Genomic DNA, 19,596 nt, shown 5'->3' with positions numbered 1-19,596 from the left:
CTATCAATGGGCGTTCTACTTTTATATATTGTTATGCCTATTCCCTGGAGATAATATAGTTGGCCAACAGCTGATACAGGAACACACCGATCAGCATAACGGCCACGAATATATTAGCATAATCGTTAGTGATAAATGCGAAGGTGATACCCAACAGCCCTATAACCGCCAATACCAGGGTATAAATGCGGAAGATTTTTTTGTTCTTTTTTGACTCAGGCGCATACATACTGGAAACCGGCAACAGCAATACACCGGAACAGATAGCGACAGCCAGCAAGCCGGGAATGCCCGTGATCCAGTAGGCAGCCGCAGCCAACAACGCCACCAGCAGCAGACAGCCTACCATGGTGGAAACCCTGATCTGCTGCGGTGTTAACGCATAACGGCCGTAAGGGTTCAGCCGCAGGAACAGGTTGCTCACCGGTACTATCAGCCATGTGGACAATGCGGCCAGCGCCAGCAATACATATAACGGAAAGAACACTTTGCTGGCGATCTGTGTGAAAATAAAGATGCCGACAATGATCAACCACTGCATGCCTGCCTTTTGCCTTCCCATAAAAAAAGCATAGTTCAGGAACTGGCGGTACAGCCAGTAACGGGCTTTCATTGCCTGTACCATGCCGCTCTTGGCCCATTGCTGGTTGGGGTCCAGTTTCAGCGATTCCCTGAAATGTTCCAGGGCTTTCCGGTGATCGCCGGCCTCCAGCCATTTCCAGCCGAGATTAGCATGGGTATAGGCATTTTCCGGGTTATGTTCCAACGCTTCGTGCAAATTGGAAAATGCCTCCTCTTTTTTGCCCAGGTTAAACAGCGCATTGGACCGGAGATTGAGACACACCAGGTTCTCCGGGTCTATGGCCAGTCCTTCCTGTGCTTTTTGCAGGGCGCCCTGGTAGTCCTTTTTAAACAGCAGTATCTGGCTCCACATGCCGAAGTAATCAGCCTGATAGGGATGAATGGCGACCGCCTCACTGATAGCCAACAACGCTTCGTTGTACTGGTTTTTATTAAGTGCCAGCCGTGCTTTCAGGTACAGGAACCGGTCATCGTCCGGAGCAAAGCTCAGCGCATTGTTGACTACCTGTTCTCCTTCTTCTGTCTTGCCCATTTCGAGGTAACAGATAGCCAGCAGGAAAAGGGCGTCGATGTCATTGGCGCTGGTGCTGAGATGTTGTTTCAGGGTGGTCAGCGCATCCTGGTAACGCCCTTGTTGCAGTAGTAACTGGGCACGCTGAATGAGTACAGCCATAGTTATTTCTTTATATCCAGGTATTTCAGCACATCGTCATACAAGCCGGCCTCGTTGGAATACAAGGCATAGTTGCGGGCAGTGTTGAACCATTCCCGTGTGGTAGCCTTATGTGTTTTGATGGCTTTCACCAGTTCTTTTTGTGATATAGGTTGTGGCACTCCTTTCTGTAATGCTTCGAGGAGTTTGTCTTCCACGGCGAGGTCCACGATCGCCTTCAGGTCGGCGCCGGAATAGCCGGCCGTTGCTTTCGCGACGGCTTTATAATCCACGTCCGATACGGGTTTGTTGCGCAGTTGCAGCTTCAGGATGGATTCGCGGCCATCTGTATCGGGTGGCGCCACAAAGATGATGCGGTCAAACCGGCCAGGGCGGCGGAAAGCCGGGTCGAGGCTCCAGGGCGCATTGGTAGCGCCGATGATCAGCACATTTTCATTGTTTGCCGCGATACCGTCCATCTCTGCCAGGAACTGATTGATCAGGTGGCTGGCACCGCTGTTGCGCATAGAAGTGCGGTTAGCGCCGAGCGCGTCCACTTCATCGAAGAAAAGCACGCAGGGTTTGCGTTGACGGGCCAGTTCGAAGAGCGCATGCAGGTTCTTTTCACTGTTGCCGATCCACATGTCCAGTACATCGTGTATGCCTACGTTGATGAATTCCGCCTGTATTTGTCCGGCTGTGGCTTTGGCCAGATAAGTTTTACCGCAGCCCGGAGGGCCGTACAGCAAGATACCGCCGCCGGCTTTTTTGCCATAGGCTTTATAGAGGTCTGGGAATTGCAGCGGTTTGATGATTTTCAGGTCTATTTCCTGTTTTTCTCTTTCCATGCCGCCTACGTCGGAGAAGTTCATATCCGGTTTCTCCAGCGTGAAGACTTTATCCGGATCTTCCATAGAGTCGTCTTCCTCGTAGGAGGTGGCCGGCTGTTGTTGCGGCAGGCGGAACTGGGCATCGAGGGCTTCGTCGCGGAAGCCGGGATTGAGCTGCAACAGATGCTGATAAATCTCCTTTGCTGACTGGAGGGAGTTTTCCTTTACCAGTATGCGGCAGTGGAGCAGGAGCGCATCGAAATGGTCCGGCTCATGATGTTCCAGTTGTTCCAGGACAACTATAGCGGCAGAATATTTTTGCTGATGATAAAAGGTACGGGCCAGTCCAAGCTGGGCGGCGGTATGGTCCGGCGACAGTTCCAGCACTTTACGGTACTGTTCTTCTGCCTGCACATATTCATAATCCTGTAACAGCACCTGGGCCAGATGTAAGCGCAACGGCACATTCTCCGGTGAAAACTGCACGGCTTCCTGTAATTGTTTGACTACTTCCGATGACATAATGTGCTTTTAATAATGATAAATCCCGAGCAGTAATAATACGGAATTACCCTACAAAAATATTGTTAATATTGACTTTGCCGCCTTCCTTCCGGCTGCAAGCACTCTATTTATTTATTAACATTTTATTTAATTTAATTTTTATTGCATATATTGCACCTGAATTTATCCCTATGCCCGTATATTAACCGGTACACCTATTCCAACTTGAATGGCTGGCGGCAGCATTTCTGCCGGCCAATTCCCCGGTTTTCCTTATGCAGCGGCACAAATACAGGACAGCATTAAATAACAAAACATATGCGTTTGAAAATCTTCGTATGGGCCGTTGTCGCGATTATTACCGGAGCAGGACTTGCTGGCTGTTCCAAAAAGAAAGAAGCAACGCCTGAGGGCACCTTCACTTTCCGGGTAGGGGATGTTACCTACCATTCCAACTCTACACAGGGTTATATTTCCGATACCGTTATTGCCGGCAAAAAGACGCTGATAATAGATGGTGTCACCAACAATTTCACCAAACATATGGAACTGATGATCACTTTCCCCAATGGCCTTCAGGCCGGACAGTACGATCAAAGCGCCGGTGAAATGACGCTGATGGATATTCAGCAAAAAGAAGAGGGCTACATTACCAAAGCCATCTCCATCAAACTTGAAAGCATTAATAGTAAACAAGCGGAGGGTACCTTCTCCGGCACTTTAATTAGTGGTGAAATAGAAAAACCTTTAACGGACGGGACTTTCAAAGTCTATTTTTAAGCAGAAACCGTTTAAAAAAACAAGAGAAACCCTGTCTTTTGAGGCGGGGTTTTTTCGTAGATAACAGGCATGGGAATACGTTATTTTCGTATAGTCATATGGGTTGTCTTAACGAAATTATTGTTTAAGAACTGTTAAACAATTTTGTCCTGACACCTACTTTGTTGATTGTTAACATTGTTTTCATACAAATTCTTAAACCTGATATTTAATTAACTTAATTGCAGATTAACAAGGTTATTTTAAGATCATTTTAAGTAGTCCTTAACAATTTGGTAATGATGAGTTAACATTCTGGTTGCTTTGGAGTAGTTGTTTTGCACCTGTAAATACTTACAGGCTTTATGAAATCATTTGTCACGCTTTTAGCGAGCATTCTGGTCGTTTTATGTTTTAATAACACACAAGCGCAGATCACCACCTCTATCATCTCAGGTAAAGTAGCCGATCCTGCTGGTCAGGCTATCCCCGGTGTAACAGTGGTAGTATTAAACACCGCCACCGGCACCAAAAACGGTACACAGACCAACAGCGACGGTCGTTATATTGTGCCCAACCTTAATCCGGGCGGTCCTTATACTATCACCGTTTCTTTCATCGGTTATAAAAAAGAAGTAAAAGAAAATGTGAACCTGGCGCTGGGTACTATCAACTTCAACTTTAAATTACAGGAAGAATCCACCGCGCTGAGCGAAATCGTGGTTACCGGCAATACCGGCAGCAAAACCGGCGGCACCAAAATAGGACAGGAGCAGATCAAAAGCATCCCCAGCCTGAGCCGCAGCCTGCAAGACCTCACTAAAGTAACGCCACAGAGCAATAACAACTCATTCCTCGGTACCAACTACCGTTATAATAACGTGACTGTAGACGGCGCGATCAACAACGACGCGATCGGCTTCAGCCCTTCCCTTGGCGGTCAGAGCTCTACCAGCGGCCAGCCAGGCAGCAGCACCCGTACCAACCCCGTGTCTCTCGATGCGATCCAGGACGTACAGGTATTACTGGCTCCCTTTGACGTGAAAGTTGGTAACTTCCTCGGTGGTAGCGTGAACGCTGTTACCCGCAGCGGTACCAACGAAGTACACGGTTCTATCTACGGTTATGGCCGTAACGCCTCTATGATTGGTAAAAACAACGCCGGCGACGGTTCCAAACTGCCCAGCGACTTCCATGAATACCAGGCAGGCGCCCGTGTAGGTTTCCCTATCATCAAAAACAAACTGTTCTTCTTCACCAACGAAGAAATCACCCGCCGTGTAGACCCGGTGATCCTCGCTGCAGGTTCTGCTGACGGCGGCGGCATCCTCTCTGAAAAAGACGCTGCTGACATCACCGCTGTGATGAAAACTTATGGTGTTGATATTGGAACTGCCGGTAACACCAGCATCTATTCCAACTCCAATAAGTTCTTCAACAGACTGGACTGGCATATCAACGACAAACATCACCTGTCTCTCCGTAACAATACCATCACCTCCGAAGCCACCAACCTGGAACGTGACCAACAGAACTTCCGTTTCAAAGGCATCGACTTCAAACAGGTGAACAACCAGTCTTCTACTGTTGCTGAACTGAAAAGCAACTTCAACAGCACCCTCTCCAACAGCCTGATCCTGGGTTACTCCAACGTTCATGACTACAGAGACCCGCTGTCTGATCCTGCTACGCCGCAGATCCAGATCAAAGGCCGTACCGCAGGTTCTACCATCTTCCTTGGTACTGACCGCGAAGCCAGCATCTTCAACATGAAACAAAAAACCTTTGAGGTAACTGATAACGTGACCATCTTCAAAGGCAACCATACTATCACCGTAGGTACCCACAACGAGTTTTATAACATCACTTATGGTTTCGTAAACTCCTGGAACGGCCGTATCGACTATAACAGCGTTGAGGATTTCCTCAACAACAATCCCAGCCGTGTACGTGGTAACTATAACTACGCCAACAACTCCCGTGATTACATCATGGCTAATCCTCCCGCACAGTTCAAAGTGAACCTGCTGAGCCTGTACGGTCAGGATGAAATCCAGCTGACTGATCGCTTCAAAATCACTCCGGGTATCCGTTTAGACTATGCTGGTATACCGAACAAACAGCCTTTGAGCGATAAAACCATCAAAGCCCCTGTTGACGCAAACTACGGTAACACCTACACGTACACTAAACCTCAGGATATCAAAAACAACTTCCTGAACAATGTGCAGATCTCTCCGCGCTTAGGTTTCAACTATGACATCAAAGGTGACAACAGCCTTGTACTGCGTGGTGGTACAGGTCTCTTCACCGGCCGTATTCCTTTCGCATGGTTAGGTTATGCTTACTACAACAACGGTGTAACTTATGGTGCTTACGACCAACGCTCTTCCAAACCTTTCGTAAACGCTCCGATCCCTGCAGCTAAGCCTTCTGCCAACGGTATCGCTGACTTCGCAGCCCAGAACGGTGCTAAAGTAAATGACGCTTCCGGTGCTACCCAGGTAGACCTGATCGACAACAACTTCAAAATGCCTCAGGTATGGAGAAGCAGCCTCGCCCTGGAATACAACACCCGTGATCAGTGGAAATTCAGCATCGAAGGTATCTACACGAAAGTGATCAAAGATCTGATGTTCCAACAGATCAACCTGACTGACAATCCCACCTACTATGCATATGACGTGAACAAACAACAGCCTGTCTGGTCTGGTGCCAAAACTAATCCGTTATATACGAATGCTTACCTGTTGTCCAACACTGATAAAGGTTACCGTTACAGCATCACTGCTCAGGTGTCTAAATCCTTCCCGTTTGGTCTGAACTTTATGGCAGCCTACACTTACGGTCAAGCTAAAGACATCACCAATGGTATCCGTAACTCCATGGAGTCTAACTGGCAGCTGAACCAGGCCCTGAACCCGAACAATCCGGCACTGGCTTACTCCAACTTCGACATCCGCAACCGTATCGTAGCTACCGTAGGTTACAAACACGGCTGGGACGCTAAAAACAAATGGGTTTCCAACTTCTCCCTGTTCTTTAACACTTCTTCCGGTTTACCTTATACATATGGTTTCGTAAACGCTACCGTACAGGGTACTCCTCAGCAGGTGAGCCTCGCTTACATCCCGAAAGATGTAGCAGATGCAACCAACTTCTTTGCTGATATCGCCGGTGGTAAAACTGCTGCTCAACAAGCAACAGAGTTCATGAACTACATCAATGCAGACAAATACCTGAGCGGTCGTAAAGGCCAGTTCACCGAACGTAACGGTGGTCGTACACCATGGAACACACAGGCTGACTTCCGCTTTAGCCAGGATTTCAACTTCAAAGCCGGCAAATCCATGCACACCCTCACCCTCACTTACGATATCGTGAACGTGACCAACCTGATCAACAAAGACTGGGGTATTCAGTACTTCTCACCGAACACCTTCAACTCTTCTGCCAGCGTAGGTGCTACACCAACAGGAAAAGTAGTGAACAACTACCCTATCCTGAAACTGGAAAATCCGGGATCTCCTTACTCCAAAGACTTCTTTGGCTCCCGTCACCAGATGCAGCTGGGCCTGAGATACAGCTTCTAAGTTCAGATAACAACATAAAAAAAGCCGCAGGAATTAACTCCTGCGGCTTTTTCATTTTTATGATGTAGGTTATTTGATGGTAAATACTGTTCTTACTTCAGCGCGAACTTTGATGGATTTGAAATCAATTTCAGGAGCGCCGCCACCTGCTGCATCAGCAGATTTGTACATTGCGTTGGCCATGATCTGCGGACGGTAATCAGTATAGTTGTCAGTGCTGATTTCCTGTACTTCGAGGATACCATCGATGCTGTTACCGATAGCGGCCAGCATATATTCCGCTTTTTCTTTAGCCGCTTTTATGGCTTTGATTTTTACCTCCTTACGGTACTGGTCCATTTTGCTGGAAGTATAAGAAGCGATGCGGGTGCTTTCCACGCCTTCCGCGTCTATAGCGCCCAGGATATCGTTGATTTTATCCAGTCTGGTCAGTTTCAGGCGATATTGCTTGCGGGTCATAAATTCAACTGGATCTTTTTTCTTACGCAGGAAGAACTCGTTGTTAAAGCCGTTCACGTTTTCGATGGTGAGGGTTTCTTTAGGTAATCCAGCATCAGCGATGGCTTTCACCAGTTGTTTTTCCAGGGTGGTGATGTCCACTTTTGTTTTCCCTTTTAAATATTCTCTCAGGGCGATGTCCAGGTTTAACTCATCAGGTGTGATTTCTATTTCAGCAGAACCAGTTACTTCAATTTTCTTTACCTGTTTATTGTCAGCCTGTTGGGCAAAAGTGCTCAGAGCGAAGAATAATCCGGCGGCTAATAACATTACCTTTTTCATGTGTCTTTGTTTTTCTTATTTAAAAAAATTGTTTTCGATGTTTATTACACCCTCATGATGCAGTACAAAACCGTGTTTCCACAAAAGCAGGGGAAAAAATTTTCAAACGGCATCATATAGTTATATTAAATTATTCGTTTCATATTATTAATGAAACGATTATGCAATAAAAATGTTACAGAAAATTATTTGCGGCTATCGGTTATGCCTTTGAGGAAAGCATAGAGATCGTTCATATTACGGATACGGTTTACCACCAGCATAAAGTTTTTGCCTACCTGTTTAAGTTTGGCGTTGTTGGTACGGGTTTGTATATACGTTAATATATGGTTGAACGTAGGTGATTCAAAATAGGGGGAGTCGGGGTTATTGATAAAGTAGCAGCGGAGGTTTTCTTCTTTGAGCATCATTTTCTCGAAGCCCAGCTGAATAGCCATCCAGCGGCAGCGTATCATGGTGAGCAGGTCTTTTACCGGGTCTGGCATGGGGCCGAAGCGGTCTGTCAGTTCATGTTCAAACTGTTGTAACCTGCCATCGTCTGTGGTGTTGTCCAGTTCCTGGTACAGGTTCAGACGTTCCTGGATACTTTCTATATAAGTATCCGGGATCAGTATTTCAAGGTCAGTATCGATCGTACAGTCGTTAACGAAGTCTTTTTTCTCTTCCAGTTGTTCTTTAAAGAGATCGCGGAATTCGTTTTGTTTCAGTTCACGGATAGCTTCGTCCAGGATCTTCTGGTACATATCGAAGCCTATTTCCGCCATGAAACCGCTTTGTTCGCCACCGAGCAGGTTACCGGCGCCACGGATGTCGAGGTCGCGCATAGCGATCTGGAAGCCGCTGCCCAGCTCACTGTGCTGTTCAAGGGTTTGCAGGCGCTTGCGGCTGTCGGCCGTGAGTGTGCTCATAGGAGGCGCCAGCAGGTAACAGAAAGCCTTCTTGTTACTGCGTCCTACGCGGCCACGGAGCTGGTGCAGATCGCTCAGCCCGAAGTGGTGCGCATTATTGATGATAATGGTATTGGCATTGGGGATGTCCACGCCGCTTTCCACGATATTGGTACATACCAGTACATCGTATTTGCGGTCGATGAAATCGAGAATGACTTCTTCCAGCTGATGGCCTTCGAGCTGGCCATGGGCCGTTGCAATAGCCAGATCAGGGCAAAGGCCCTGTATCAGTGAGGACATTTCCGCCAGGCCTTTTACGCGGTTGTGCACAAAGTACACCTGCCCGCCTCTTTCTGTTTCGTAATAGATGGCATCGCGGATAGCGTCCTGGTTAAAAACCTGCACTTCCGTTTCAATAGGCTGCCGGTTAGGCGGCGGCGTATTGATAATCGAAAGGTCACGGGCACCCATCAACGAAAACTGCAACGTTCTTGGTATAGGCGTTGCCGTTAGGGTGAGGGTATCCACGTTATGTTTCAGCTGTTTCAGTTTTTCTTTGGCAGATACGCCGAATTTCTGTTCTTCATCCACCACCAGTACGCCCAGGTCCTTAAACTTCACGTCTTTGCTCAGCAGGGCGTGCGTACCAATGATGATGTCGATCTTGCCTTCCTCCAGCTTTTTAAGCGTTTCTTTTTTCTCTTTGGAAGATTTGAACCTGTTGAGATAGTCCACCGTGCAGGGGAAATCTTTCAGGCGCTCGGAGAACGTTTTATAGTGCTGGAACGCAAGGATGGTAGTAGGCACCAGTACGGCAGCCTGTTTACCGTCCACGATGGATTTGAAAGCTGCGCGGATAGCGACTTCTGTTTTACCGAAGCCTACGTCGCCACATACGAGGCGGTCCATGGGGGCGGGGCCTTCCATGTCCCTTTTCACATCGGCGGTAGCTTTACTTTGGTCCGGCGTATCTTCATACAGGAAGGAGGCTTCCAGCTCTGTTTGCAGATAGGTGTCCGGTGCGTGTGCAAAACCCTGCTGGGCCTTACGCACGGCGTATAGTTTGATCAGGTCTTTGGCTATGTCCTTGACCTGTGTTTTGGCTTTTTCTTTCAGCTTGTCCCACGCGTCGCTGCCGAGTTTGTTGACTCTCGGCTCCACGCCCTCTTTGCCGGTGTATTTGCTGATTTTGTGCAGGGAGTTAATATTTACATACAACAGGTCGTTGTTTTTGTAAATGATGCGGATAGCTTCCTGCATTTTGCCACCGGATTCGATCTTTTGCAAACCGCTGTACACGCCCACGCCATGGTCGATATGCGTTACGTAATCGCCGGGTTGCAGCTCCCGCAACGTTTTCATGGTAATCGCCTTGTTTTTGTTGTAGGCTTGTTTTACCCTTGATTTGTGGAAACGCTGGAAGATCTGGTGGTCCGTGTAACAGGCAAGTTTCAGGGAATGATCAATGAACCCGTGGCTGATGGCCACCGGTATAGGAAAGAAGACAAAGTCTGCCTTCAGGTCTTCGAAGATACTGCGCAAACGTTCGAGCTGACGCGGGTTATCAGCGAAGATAAAGAGAGAATATTTGTTGTTGTTATGTTGCGCCAGGTCTTTGATCAGGAGATCGAACTGTCTGTTGAAGACGGGCTGTTCCTGTGTATCAAAGGCGATGGTTGTTGATGCTATGCCTTTTTCTGTGAGGTATTCTTTATTACCGAAAACCACGGTTGTTTTCTGTAACAGCTGCTCCATGAGGGGAGCGGCTGTTACGAAGTCATCGCTGCTGAGCGCCATGTCTTCGTCATCGTTCACCTTCACTTTCTGACCGGTCAGCAGCCAGTCATCGAGCCGCTGTTCCAGCTGTTCCACCACGCTTTGGATGTAGGCAGGGTCTTTCATCCATACCACGGTATTGGCGGGCAGGAATTCTACAAGTGACGTTTTCAGATGGTCCACCGTGTGGGTGTCCATATTAGCGATGAGCGTCACCTGTGTCAGCTTGCGTTCGCTAAGCTGTGATTCCGGGTCAAACAGGCGGATAGAATCGATATCTTCTCCAAACAGTTCAATACGGTACGGCTTTTCGTTGCCGAAAGAATAGATATCCAGGATACCACCTCTCAGGGCATACTGGCCGGGCTCATATACAAAGTCGGTATGTTCAAATCCCCAGCCTATCAGCTTCTCCAGCAGCGGGTCCACTTTCAGCACGTCTCCTACTTTCAGCTGCACCATATTGGAGCTGAAGGCCTTGCTGCCGGCCACTTTCTCCCAGAGTGCTTCGGGATAGGTGACCAGTACTTTTTTACGGATACTTTCTCCGGAAAATTTCATCAGCGCTTCCGTACGCAACATACTGTGGCTGCTGTTGAACTCCTGGAACTGTCCGGTTTTTTTAAAGGAATCGGGGAAATAGAAAATATCCAGCGCCTGGCTGAGTTCTTCCAGATCGTTCTGGAAATAGGCTGCCTCCTCTTTATCATTCAGAATAAAGAGATGGTTCGCTTCTGCATTGGCCCAGACTGATACTGCCACAAAATTTATTGCACTCCCACTCAGGGAAGAAAGCTGAAAGTATTGTGGGGCGGGTGTTTGAATCCCCTTCACCAGCGTCTGCAGGCGGGCATCACGTTGAAATAATTGTAATACAGCCTGTAAATTCATGAAGGTTGCAAAGATACGAACATTTGTTTATTTGGTTATTTAGAGATTTAATTATTTGTTTTTCGTAACAGCAAAAGAGCCAATGGCACACTGGCCAAATATTCAAATGATAAAATTCAAAATGTTTTGTTATATTCAGTGACACCAAATTCCTTTTTCCATGCAGGAGATCTGGTATACAGGCATCGTCACCCGGCTGTTAGATGAAACACCCAATACAAGGCGTTTCTGGATACGTATACCAGAGCTGGAACGATTTGATTTCAAGCCAGGGCAGTTTGTCACCCTGGACCTTCCCATTCATGAAAAGAAAAACAAGCGCTGGCGCAGTTATTCCATTGCATCCCATCCGGACGGCACCAATGAATTTGAACTGGTGATCGTGCTGCTGGAGGGAGGTGTTGGCAGCACCTATCTTTTCAATGAGATCAAAGAGGGGAGCACCTTACAGGTAAGAGGCCCGCTGGGCATGTTCACCCTGCCGGCAGACATGGAAAAAGACCTGTTCCTGATCTGCACCGGTACCGGCATAGCGCCGTTCCGCTCCATGGTGCATCATATACAGCTGCATCAGCTGCCACATCCCAATATCCACCTGATTTTCGGCTGCCGGTATGAACAGGACCTGCTGTACGCTGATGAAATGCGGCAGCTGGACCAGGACATGCCGCGCTTTCATTACATCCCTACGCTGAGCCGCCAGGAAGACTGGGCCGGCAAAAAAGGCTACGTGCACAGCGTCTACGAGGAAATCCTCGCCGGCGACAAGCGGCCCGCCAACTTCTACCTTTGCGGCTGGAAAGCCATGATAGATGAGGCACGGCAGCGCATTACCGCCATGGGGTACGACCGCCATGACATACATCTTGAGCTGTACGGATAAAGCTTAGAAACAATAGCCAAAACCCGTGTCCATATTAGGGGTTACCTGATTGGAAGAAAACATCAGCATAGCTCCTATCCTGAATATAAAATGTTTATTGATAAAATACCGCCGGCCTCCGATTGACAACCACCCCAGGGTAGTGCGGTCCGAAGCCCCTTCTTCAAACCAAAGCGAGTCGCCAAACATGTAAGTCATACCACCACCCACTTCCAGGCAGTTCCTGTCCGGATCAGGCAGGGCGAACACATAATTAATACCTCCAAAGAGAGTGGGGCGGTCGGGAACGGAAAAGCCGTGTGTAATTGTACTGTCCCGGATTGTTCTTCCAGCCGGGACACGTTTATGAGAGTACCATGTTTCCTCATAACGAGGCACTATACCGGCGCCTGCACGCATTCCCCAACCAGTTCGTGTTCCATTAAAACGCGTATCATAGTTAACGCCAACACCGCAGGCAGGCCCGAACAGCGTGCCATACACGACATGCGGCCATTTCTTAGGCAAATAAACCGGTTGTTCTTTGCGGGGGCGGGAATGAAGGGTGGAGTCCCGGGGCGTGTTTTGGGCAGAAAGGGAAGTACAGCAAAACAAAAGGGCCACAGTCGTTACAGTTCGTATATGCATAGGGGTAAGGGATATACGAATTAAACGGCTGTGGCCCCGGATATGTTACATGATCTTGCTCAGAACAATGTTTTTCACTTCTGTGAGCGGAACGCGTTCCTGCTCCATGGAGTCACGGTAACGGATGGTAACGGTTCCGTCTTCTTTAGTCTGGTGGTCTATGGTTACGCAGAAAGGCGTACCGATGGCGTCCTGACGGCGGTAACGTTTACCAATACTGTCTTTTTCCTCGTAGTAGCAATGGAAATGTTGTTTACACTCATTTACGAGTAATTGCGCGACTTCCGGCAAACCATCTTTTTTGGTCAGCGGGAACACCGCCAGTTTGATAGGCGCCAGTTTCGCGGGGAACTTCAGTACCACGCGGCTGTCCTGCTTTTCCGGTGTGCTGAGGTCCTGCTCTTCGTAAGCGTTGCAGACTGTCAGCAGGAACATACGATCCAGACCGATAGAGGTTTCTATCACGTAAGGCACGTAGTTCTGGTTAATTTCTGTATCGAAGTACTGGATTTTTTTCTTGCTGTATTCCTGGTGTTGTTTCAGGTCGAAGTCAGTACGGGAGTGGATACCTTCCACTTCCTTAAAGCCAATCGGGAAGTCGAATTCGATGTCCACAGCGGCATCAGCGTAGTGCGCCAGTTTCACGTGGTCTTTGAAACGGTATTTGGAAGGATCGGTGCCGAGGCTCAGGTGCCATTGCATCCTTTCTTCTTTCCATTTCTCGTACCATTCTTTCTGTGTGCCAGGGCGTACGAAGAACTGCATTTCCATCTGTTCAAATTCACGCATACGGAAGATGAACTGACGGGCAACGATTTCATTACGGAAGGCTTTACCAATCTGCGCGATGCCGAAAGGCACTTTCATCCTGCCGGTTTTCTGCACGTTGAGGAAATTCACGAAGATACCCTGTGCAGTTTCCGGACGCAGGTATATTTCGCTGGCTTCGTCGGTAACGCTGCCCAGCTGAGTGGAGAACATCAGGTTAAACTGACGGACGTCTGTCCAGTTGGAAGTTCCGCTGACAGTGCAGCTTATCTTTTTCTCTTCGATCAGGGTTTTCAGGCCTGCGAAGTCATTTTCTTTCAGGAGCTCGTCCATTTGGGCCAGCACGGCGTTGCCTTCTGCTTCAGGCAGCGTTTCCGCATACGCTTCAATCAGGTGGTCTACCCGGTAGCGTTTTTTGCTGTCCTTGTTGTCGATCATAGGATCGCTGAAGTTGTCCACGTGACCGGACGCCTTCCAGGTGGTAGGGTGCATAAAGATGGCCGCATCAATCCCCACGATGTTCTCGTGCAGCTGGGTCATGCTTTTCCACCAGTAGTCCTTAATATTTTTTTTCAGCTCGGAACCGTACTGACCGTAGTCATACACCGCGCTGAGCCCATCGTATATTTCGCTGGACTGAAAAACAAAACCGTATTCTTTACAGTGCGATATGATCGCCTGGAATTTATTCTGATCTGTAGACATAGTCGCGCAAAGATAAATGCCAATTTTGAAAATATGATTGTAATTATTTTATTATATATATCTAACTAAGATAAATATTTTTACCCCTCTTCCACCGTATCAACAGGGGCGGGGGGCTCATGAGGTACTTCTATTTGTTTTACCCAGACAGCATAGTCATTGGGGTAGATCTCTCTTCCGGAGTGCTTTATATATTGGCGGGTAAAAACCGCTCCGAAATACAGGATGGCTGCGGAATAGTATACCCATAACAGGATAATGACCACAGAACCTGCCGCCCCATAGGTAGAACTGACCTTACTGGCGCCCAGGTAATAGCCGATGGCGAATTTACCGATCATAAACAGCACGGCCGTCGCCACAGCGCCCACCCGCACGTCTTTCCATTTGATCCGCGCATCGGGCAAGACCTTGAAGATGATGGCAAACAGGGTGGTGATCACCAAAAAAGGCACTACCAGGTTAGCCACATATACGATGAGGGTGGTGGTCAGTTTAGTAGGGATAAGCTGTGTCAGTACATTCTGAAACAGCTCCACCAGGCCATTGACAGCCAGCGATACCAGCAAAATAAAGCCCATGCTGACTACCAGCGAAAAAGACAACAATCTGTTGATGAGCATACGCAGCAGGCCGTTTTTCTTGGGCTTCGATTTCAGTCCCCAGATAAAATTGATAGAATCCTGTATTTCTGCAAACACACCGGTGGCGCCAATGATCAGTGTCACAAAACCCACCATGGTGGCCCAGCTCATATCGTTGGACAGGGTAGCGTTGCGGATCATGGATTGTATCTGGATGGCCGCCTCGCTACCAACCAGGCCTTGTATCTGGCCATATATACTGCCTTCCACCGCTTCCTTTCCAAGGAACAGGTCACAGAAGAAGATGATGATAATGAGCATGGGAGCTACGGAGAAGATAGTATAATAAGCCAGCGCGGCGCTGAGTTTCAGCACTTTATCGTCTATAAAAGCACTGCCGGACGCCTTTAGCACCGTCCAGTACAGTTGTATTTTTCCCATTGTTTTATTCATGCTGCAGGTTTTTACCCACAGGAAGCAAAAAGCATGCATAGGCATTTGCTTCCTGTGGCATAGGCGTAGCGCGGGTGATTATTTCAGTTTAGGATTGTTGGTATGCCGGGTAGCGTCCCGGATATTTTTTTTGTCGAAGTTTTTCTCCAGTGCCACGGTCATGTCTATGCCGGTTTGATTGGCAATACACAACACCACCCACATGACATCGGCCAGTTCATCGGCCAGTTCCCTTTTTTTGTCACCGTCTTTAGCAGACTGGTCGCCAAACTGCCTGGCCATTACACGGGCCACTTCACCTACTTCTTCCGTGAGGATGGCCATATTGGTCAGCTCACTGAAATAGCGTACCCCGGTAGTGTTGATCCAGTTGTCGATTTTTTCCTGTGCTTCCTGTATAGTCATGGATAATGAATTGTAGTGTTTAAAGATAACGGATTGCAGGCATAATGGTTTTATGTTATTCCCGCTGGTGCGTGTCTATAATAATAGTGACCGGCCCATCGTTGAGCAGCGCTACTTTCATATCAGCGCCAAAGATGCCGCGCTGGATGGTGGTCCCAAGGTCCTGCTCCAGCTGTACGATCATTTTTTCATACAGGGGGATGGCCACGTCCGGTTTACTGGCACGGATATACGAAGGCCTGTTGCCTTTTTTCGTAGAAGCGTGCAGGGTAAACTGGCTGACCAGCAGTATGTCAGCATGCATGTCTTTCACGGAAACGTTCATTACGCCGGCATCATCGTTGAAAATGCGCAGGTTGACGATCTTGCTGCTCAGCCACTGGATATCTTCCGGGCCGTCAGCATCTTCAATGCCCAGCAAAACCAGCAGGCCCTGCCCGATCTGGCCGGTGATAACGCCATCCACTGTGACGGATGCTTCGGATACCCGCTGTATAACTGCTCTCATATCAAATTCCTGTTTTAATCAGGCGGGAAATTAAGACAAACCCCGGTAACATTTTCTGCTTTTGTACGCTTAACAGATACCAAAATCTATTGTTTATGCCACGTATTTTACCAGGTATCCTGTTAGTCGCCCTGCTGGCAGGCAGCTGCAGCCGTAAGGACAAAACTCCCTGTAACAGCAATGACATTGCTACCCTGAAGGCGGCCATCGGCTTCCCGTTCCGATTGACCGATCCGCAAACCGGCGCAGATCTCGTCACTGGCCCGGGAGCCACTATTCCGCTTGACAGTGTACGATTTATCCGGCCCAATGGCCAATCCGGCTTCTGGGTGGAAAAGGCCACCCGTCGTAACGGCGTTACCTATCTCCAGGGCCCTGCCGCGCCAAACATGGTGCTCGAAGTTGGCCAAACCGGCAAGGTCGTGCAGTTTAAAATAAATATGGCATTCAGGCAGGTTGCCTGTTCCTCCGAACTTACCGGCGTTACCGTCGGGGATAACGCTGTACCACTTAAAAAAGATAGCACCGACGCTTATCTCATTCCTTTTTCCCGGTAATCTTTTTCCTACTATTCATTTCAGCCAGCCTGCCACAGGCTGTCCTGGCTTTTTGTGATGTGCCATCCATTATGCTTACCTTCGGAAACTCCTTTTCGTTGTTTTCAACGTTACAGCCCGGGACTTTCGGCCGCGGAATTGATTTTGCCGGCCAATTAACGTAAATTTGCATTATAAAAAAGAATCATACAATGAACATTAATGTTACACCTGAGCTCACCTTCCGAACGGCCCGCAGCGGCGGTTCCGGCGGACAGCATGTGAACAAGGTGGAAACCATGGTGGAAGGTGCTTTTAACATTGAAGCCTCCGCCTTGTTAACCCCTGAGCAGAAACAACTGCTCCATGAGAAGCTGGCCAACCGTATCAATTCGGAAGGCATCCTACAGGTAAGATCACAGACGGCCCGTACCCAGCTGGGCAACAAACAGGAGGTTATTTTCAAGATAAATGACCTGATCAACAAAGCACTGGTACCCCGCAAGAAAAGAATAGCCACCAAAATACCCAAGGCGGTAGTTGAAAAAAGGATACAGTTCAAGAAGCGGTTGTCGGAGAAAAAACAGCTGCGGAGAGGCAATTTTGAATAACGGCAATTGTATTTTGCATAAAATTTTTAGGGTTTGAGCATCAAGAAACTGGCAGGACAGACGGTTTATTACGGGTTGAGTAATATTGTGAGCAAGCTGCTCAATTATTTCCTGACGCCTTTTTACCTCGGCATTTTAAGCAGGGCCTCCTTCGGGGAGATGTCTAACGTATATGCCTATATCCCTTTCGCCAATATTGTGCTCACTTATGGTATGGAGACGGCCTTTTTCAGGTTTGCCAAACAGGAAAACAAATCCCATGTGCTGGGCACGTCCACCATATCCCTGCTGATATCCACGATATCCATCACTATCCTGCTGTTGCTGCTACGGGGGCCGGTGATCAATTCGTACACCGGGGAACTGGCCGGGCTTACCGGGCATCCGGCGTTTTACACCTACATCGTGCTGCTCATGGCCTTTGACGCGCTGACAGCCATCCCCTTTGCGCAGTTGCGGCTGGAAGGCCGCCCGGTGCGGTATGCCGCCATCCGGGTAGCCGGTATCCTGACCACTATCTTTTTCAATATCTTTTTCCTGGTCATCTGCCCCAAACTGGCTGCAGCCGGTCATCAGTGGGTACCGGGCCTGCATAACGGCAGCGACCAAACGGGATATATTTACCTCAGTAATATGCTGGGCAGCGCGGTCACCCTGGTGCTGTTCCTGCCGCAAATACGGCAGATTGAATGGAAGTTTGACCCCGCGCTCTGGAAAAAGATGCTCCATTACGCCCTGCCGCTGATCATTGTAGGCATGGCCGGCATGGTCAACGAGACCTTTGACAGGGCCTGGTTCCTGCCACAGTTCCTTCCCGGCAACAATATGGAGGCCAAAAAAGAGATTATCGCCCTGTACAGCGCCAACTACAAGCTCGCCATACTGATCACCATGTTCATACAGGCGTTCCGGTTAGGAGCGGAGCCTTTCTTCTTTAAGCAGGCGGAAAGTGGAGACCCTCAAAAGGTATATGCCAGAATTATGAAGCTGTTTGTAGTGATGCTCTGTTTCATGTTCCTCTTTGTAAGCCTGTACCTCAATGTCTGGAAGATATTCCTGCGGGTGCCCTTCTACTACCAGGGCATGCGGATAGTGCCCGTGCTGCTGCTGGCGAACATGTTCCTCGGCATTTATTACAACCTGACTATCTGGTTCAAACTCACCGACCGCACCAAGACCGGTGCCATCATCACCCTTATCACGGCTGTACTGGCTTTCCTCCTTAATTACTGGTGGATACCCGTAATGGGCTACTATGGCGCCGCACTGGCCACTATGGTCTGCTATTTCGTGCAGATGGTGGTGTGTTACGTATGGGGGCAGCGTTATTACCCGATACCTTACCATCTCCCTAAACTGATCACCTACATCGGGTTGGCCGTGCTTACCTACTATGTGTTCAGCTGGCTGAATGCCAAAGTGCTTTCCCCTGGCGATATCTATGCCATGAAGCCTTTATCCCTTGCAGTGGCCACCTTGTTATTTGGAGCCTATGCATGGTTTATCTTCCGGATGGAGAAAAAGGAGTTCGCCCGGATGCCGTTTATCGGGAAATACATTAAATAGGCAAGTTCCTATACCAGGAAAGGATTGTATTTCTTCTCAAACCCAATCGTAGTGGCGGGACCGTGCCCAGGGAACACCCGGGTTTCATCCGGCAATACAAACAGCTTCTCACGGATACTGTTCAGCAGGGTGGCATGATTGCCGCCTGGCAGGTCTGTACGGCCGATGCTTTGGTAAAACAGCACATCGCCTCCAATCACAAACTGCTGGTCAGCGCAGTAGAAGGAGATGCTTCCGGGTGAGTGGCCTGGTGTGAAAAGCACATCCAGTTCATGAGCGCCAAAGGGAATCTTTTCTCCTTCCACGATATAACGCCCAGGCATGGGAGAGGGGTCGAACGGCAGGTTATACATGGCACCCACTGCCTGGGAATTGTCCATCACCACCTGTTCTTTCTCATGAAACTCCGGTTTTAAGCCATAGGTTTGCGATACCAGTTTGTTACCGAAGATGTGATCAAAGTGGCAGTGAGTGTTCAGCAATCTTGTAACATTTAGGTGTTCCGTTTGTATATATTGTAATAATTCTTTTCTTTCGTCCTGAAAATAACAACCCGGGTCTATAATTATACATTCCCTTTTTCCGTTAATAAGCAGGTAGGTGTTTTCCTGGAGAGGACCAAAAGTGAATTGTTGGATTTCGATCATGTTACCTGATTTTTAGCTAATTTTAAAACAGATCACAATATTATCA

Annotated in this window: 16 protein-coding genes; 6 read left to right on the top strand and 10 right to left on the bottom strand. The window is 48.4% G+C overall.

Going from position 1 to position 19,596, the window contains the following annotated elements; translation table 11 throughout:
- Positions 1-37 precede the first annotated feature (37 nt).
- Together ACTJJS_RS16855 and ACTJJS_RS16850 are read right to left on the bottom strand one after the other, a co-directional pair.
- Positions 38-1,255, bottom strand: a complete 1,218-nt coding sequence (locus tag ACTJJS_RS16855) for a tetratricopeptide repeat protein (protein ID WP_440664550.1) — start codon at positions 1,253-1,255, stop codon at positions 38-40.
- A 2-nt stretch (positions 1,256-1,257) separates the two neighbouring features.
- Complete coding sequence (locus ACTJJS_RS16850; RefSeq protein WP_440664549.1) at positions 1,258-2,586, bottom strand: AAA family ATPase; 1,329 nt, start codon at positions 2,584-2,586, stop codon at positions 1,258-1,260.
- Between the two features lie 300 nt (positions 2,587-2,886).
- Between ACTJJS_RS16850 and ACTJJS_RS16845 the strand changes: the two genes are divergently transcribed.
- Entirely contained in the window at positions 2,887-3,348 is a 462-nt protein-coding gene (locus ACTJJS_RS16845; RefSeq protein WP_168870524.1) for a hypothetical protein, read from the top strand.
- A 344-nt stretch (positions 3,349-3,692) separates the two neighbouring features.
- Complete coding sequence (locus tag ACTJJS_RS16840) at positions 3,693-6,920, top strand: TonB-dependent receptor (RefSeq protein ID WP_440664548.1); 3,228 nt, start codon at positions 3,693-3,695, stop codon at positions 6,918-6,920.
- Positions 6,921-6,989: 69 nt separating this feature from the next.
- On the opposite strand, the gene ACTJJS_RS16835 is transcribed toward ACTJJS_RS16840, so the two are convergent.
- On the bottom strand, positions 6,990-7,700 hold the full coding sequence (locus tag ACTJJS_RS16835; RefSeq protein WP_440664546.1) for an SIMPL domain-containing protein: 711 nt from the start codon (positions 7,698-7,700) through the stop codon (positions 6,990-6,992).
- 185 nt (positions 7,701-7,885) lie between these two features.
- On the bottom strand, positions 7,886-11,128 hold the full coding sequence (gene mfd, locus ACTJJS_RS16830; RefSeq protein WP_440664545.1) for a transcription-repair coupling factor: 3,243 nt from the start codon (positions 11,126-11,128) through the stop codon (positions 7,886-7,888).
- 289 nt (positions 11,129-11,417) lie between these two features.
- On the opposite strand from mfd, the gene ACTJJS_RS16825 reads away from it, so the two are divergent.
- A complete protein-coding gene (locus tag ACTJJS_RS16825; protein ID WP_440664544.1) occupies positions 11,418-12,140 on the top strand; it encodes a ferredoxin--NADP reductase in 723 nt (240 codons plus the stop codon).
- Positions 12,141-12,143: 3 nt separating this feature from the next.
- Here ACTJJS_RS16825 and ACTJJS_RS16820 read toward each other — a convergent pair whose 3' ends face one another.
- The 5 genes from ACTJJS_RS16820 to dtd all read right to left on the bottom strand — a co-directional run bounded on the left by ACTJJS_RS16820 (position 12,144) and on the right by dtd (position 16,190).
- Positions 12,144-12,767, bottom strand: a complete 624-nt coding sequence (locus ACTJJS_RS16820) for a hypothetical protein (RefSeq protein WP_440664543.1) — start codon at positions 12,765-12,767, stop codon at positions 12,144-12,146.
- A gap of 45 nt (positions 12,768-12,812) precedes the next feature.
- Positions 12,813-14,240, bottom strand: coding sequence for a glycine--tRNA ligase (locus ACTJJS_RS16815; protein ID WP_168870530.1), 1,428 nt, complete (start codon positions 14,238-14,240; stop codon positions 12,813-12,815).
- An 80-nt stretch (positions 14,241-14,320) separates the two neighbouring features.
- A complete protein-coding gene (locus ACTJJS_RS16810) occupies positions 14,321-15,277 on the bottom strand; it encodes a YihY/virulence factor BrkB family protein (protein ID WP_343744474.1) in 957 nt (318 codons plus the stop codon).
- A gap of 78 nt (positions 15,278-15,355) precedes the next feature.
- Positions 15,356-15,682, bottom strand: a complete 327-nt coding sequence (locus ACTJJS_RS16805) for a nucleotide pyrophosphohydrolase (RefSeq protein ID WP_440664542.1) — start codon at positions 15,680-15,682, stop codon at positions 15,356-15,358.
- Between the two features lie 55 nt (positions 15,683-15,737).
- Entirely contained in the window at positions 15,738-16,190 is a 453-nt protein-coding gene (gene dtd / locus ACTJJS_RS16800) for a D-aminoacyl-tRNA deacylase (protein ID WP_168870532.1), read from the bottom strand.
- 95 nt (positions 16,191-16,285) lie between these two features.
- Here dtd and ACTJJS_RS16795 point away from each other — a divergent pair, with 95 nt between their 5' ends.
- The 3 genes from ACTJJS_RS16795 (at position 16,286) to ACTJJS_RS16785 (ending at position 18,903) form a co-directional block, all read left to right on the top strand.
- The gene (locus tag ACTJJS_RS16795) at positions 16,286-16,747 is read left to right on the top strand and encodes a hypothetical protein (protein ID WP_440664541.1); all 462 of its coding nucleotides are present in this window, start codon (positions 16,286-16,288) and stop codon (positions 16,745-16,747) included.
- 191 nt (positions 16,748-16,938) lie between these two features.
- Positions 16,939-17,337 (top strand): alternative ribosome rescue aminoacyl-tRNA hydrolase ArfB, encoded by a 399-nt coding sequence (gene arfB / locus ACTJJS_RS16790; protein WP_440664540.1) that lies wholly within the window; start codon positions 16,939-16,941, stop codon positions 17,335-17,337.
- A gap of 33 nt (positions 17,338-17,370) precedes the next feature.
- Positions 17,371-18,903 carry a lipopolysaccharide biosynthesis protein gene (locus ACTJJS_RS16785; protein ID WP_343744477.1) on the top strand — a complete coding sequence of 511 codons (1,533 nt, stop codon included), beginning with the start codon at positions 17,371-17,373 and terminating at the stop codon, positions 18,901-18,903.
- Positions 18,904-18,911: 8 nt separating this feature from the next.
- Here ACTJJS_RS16785 and ACTJJS_RS16780 read toward each other — a convergent pair whose 3' ends face one another.
- A complete protein-coding gene (locus ACTJJS_RS16780) occupies positions 18,912-19,550 on the bottom strand; it encodes an MBL fold metallo-hydrolase (RefSeq protein WP_168870536.1) in 639 nt (212 codons plus the stop codon).
- Positions 19,551-19,596 lie beyond the last annotated feature (46 nt).

This window comes from Chitinophaga sp. 22308, assembly GCF_052045305.1.
Taxonomy (GTDB): domain Bacteria; phylum Bacteroidota; class Bacteroidia; order Chitinophagales; family Chitinophagaceae; genus Chitinophaga; species Chitinophaga varians_A.
This window is presented reverse-complemented; position numbering and strand designations above follow the sequence as displayed.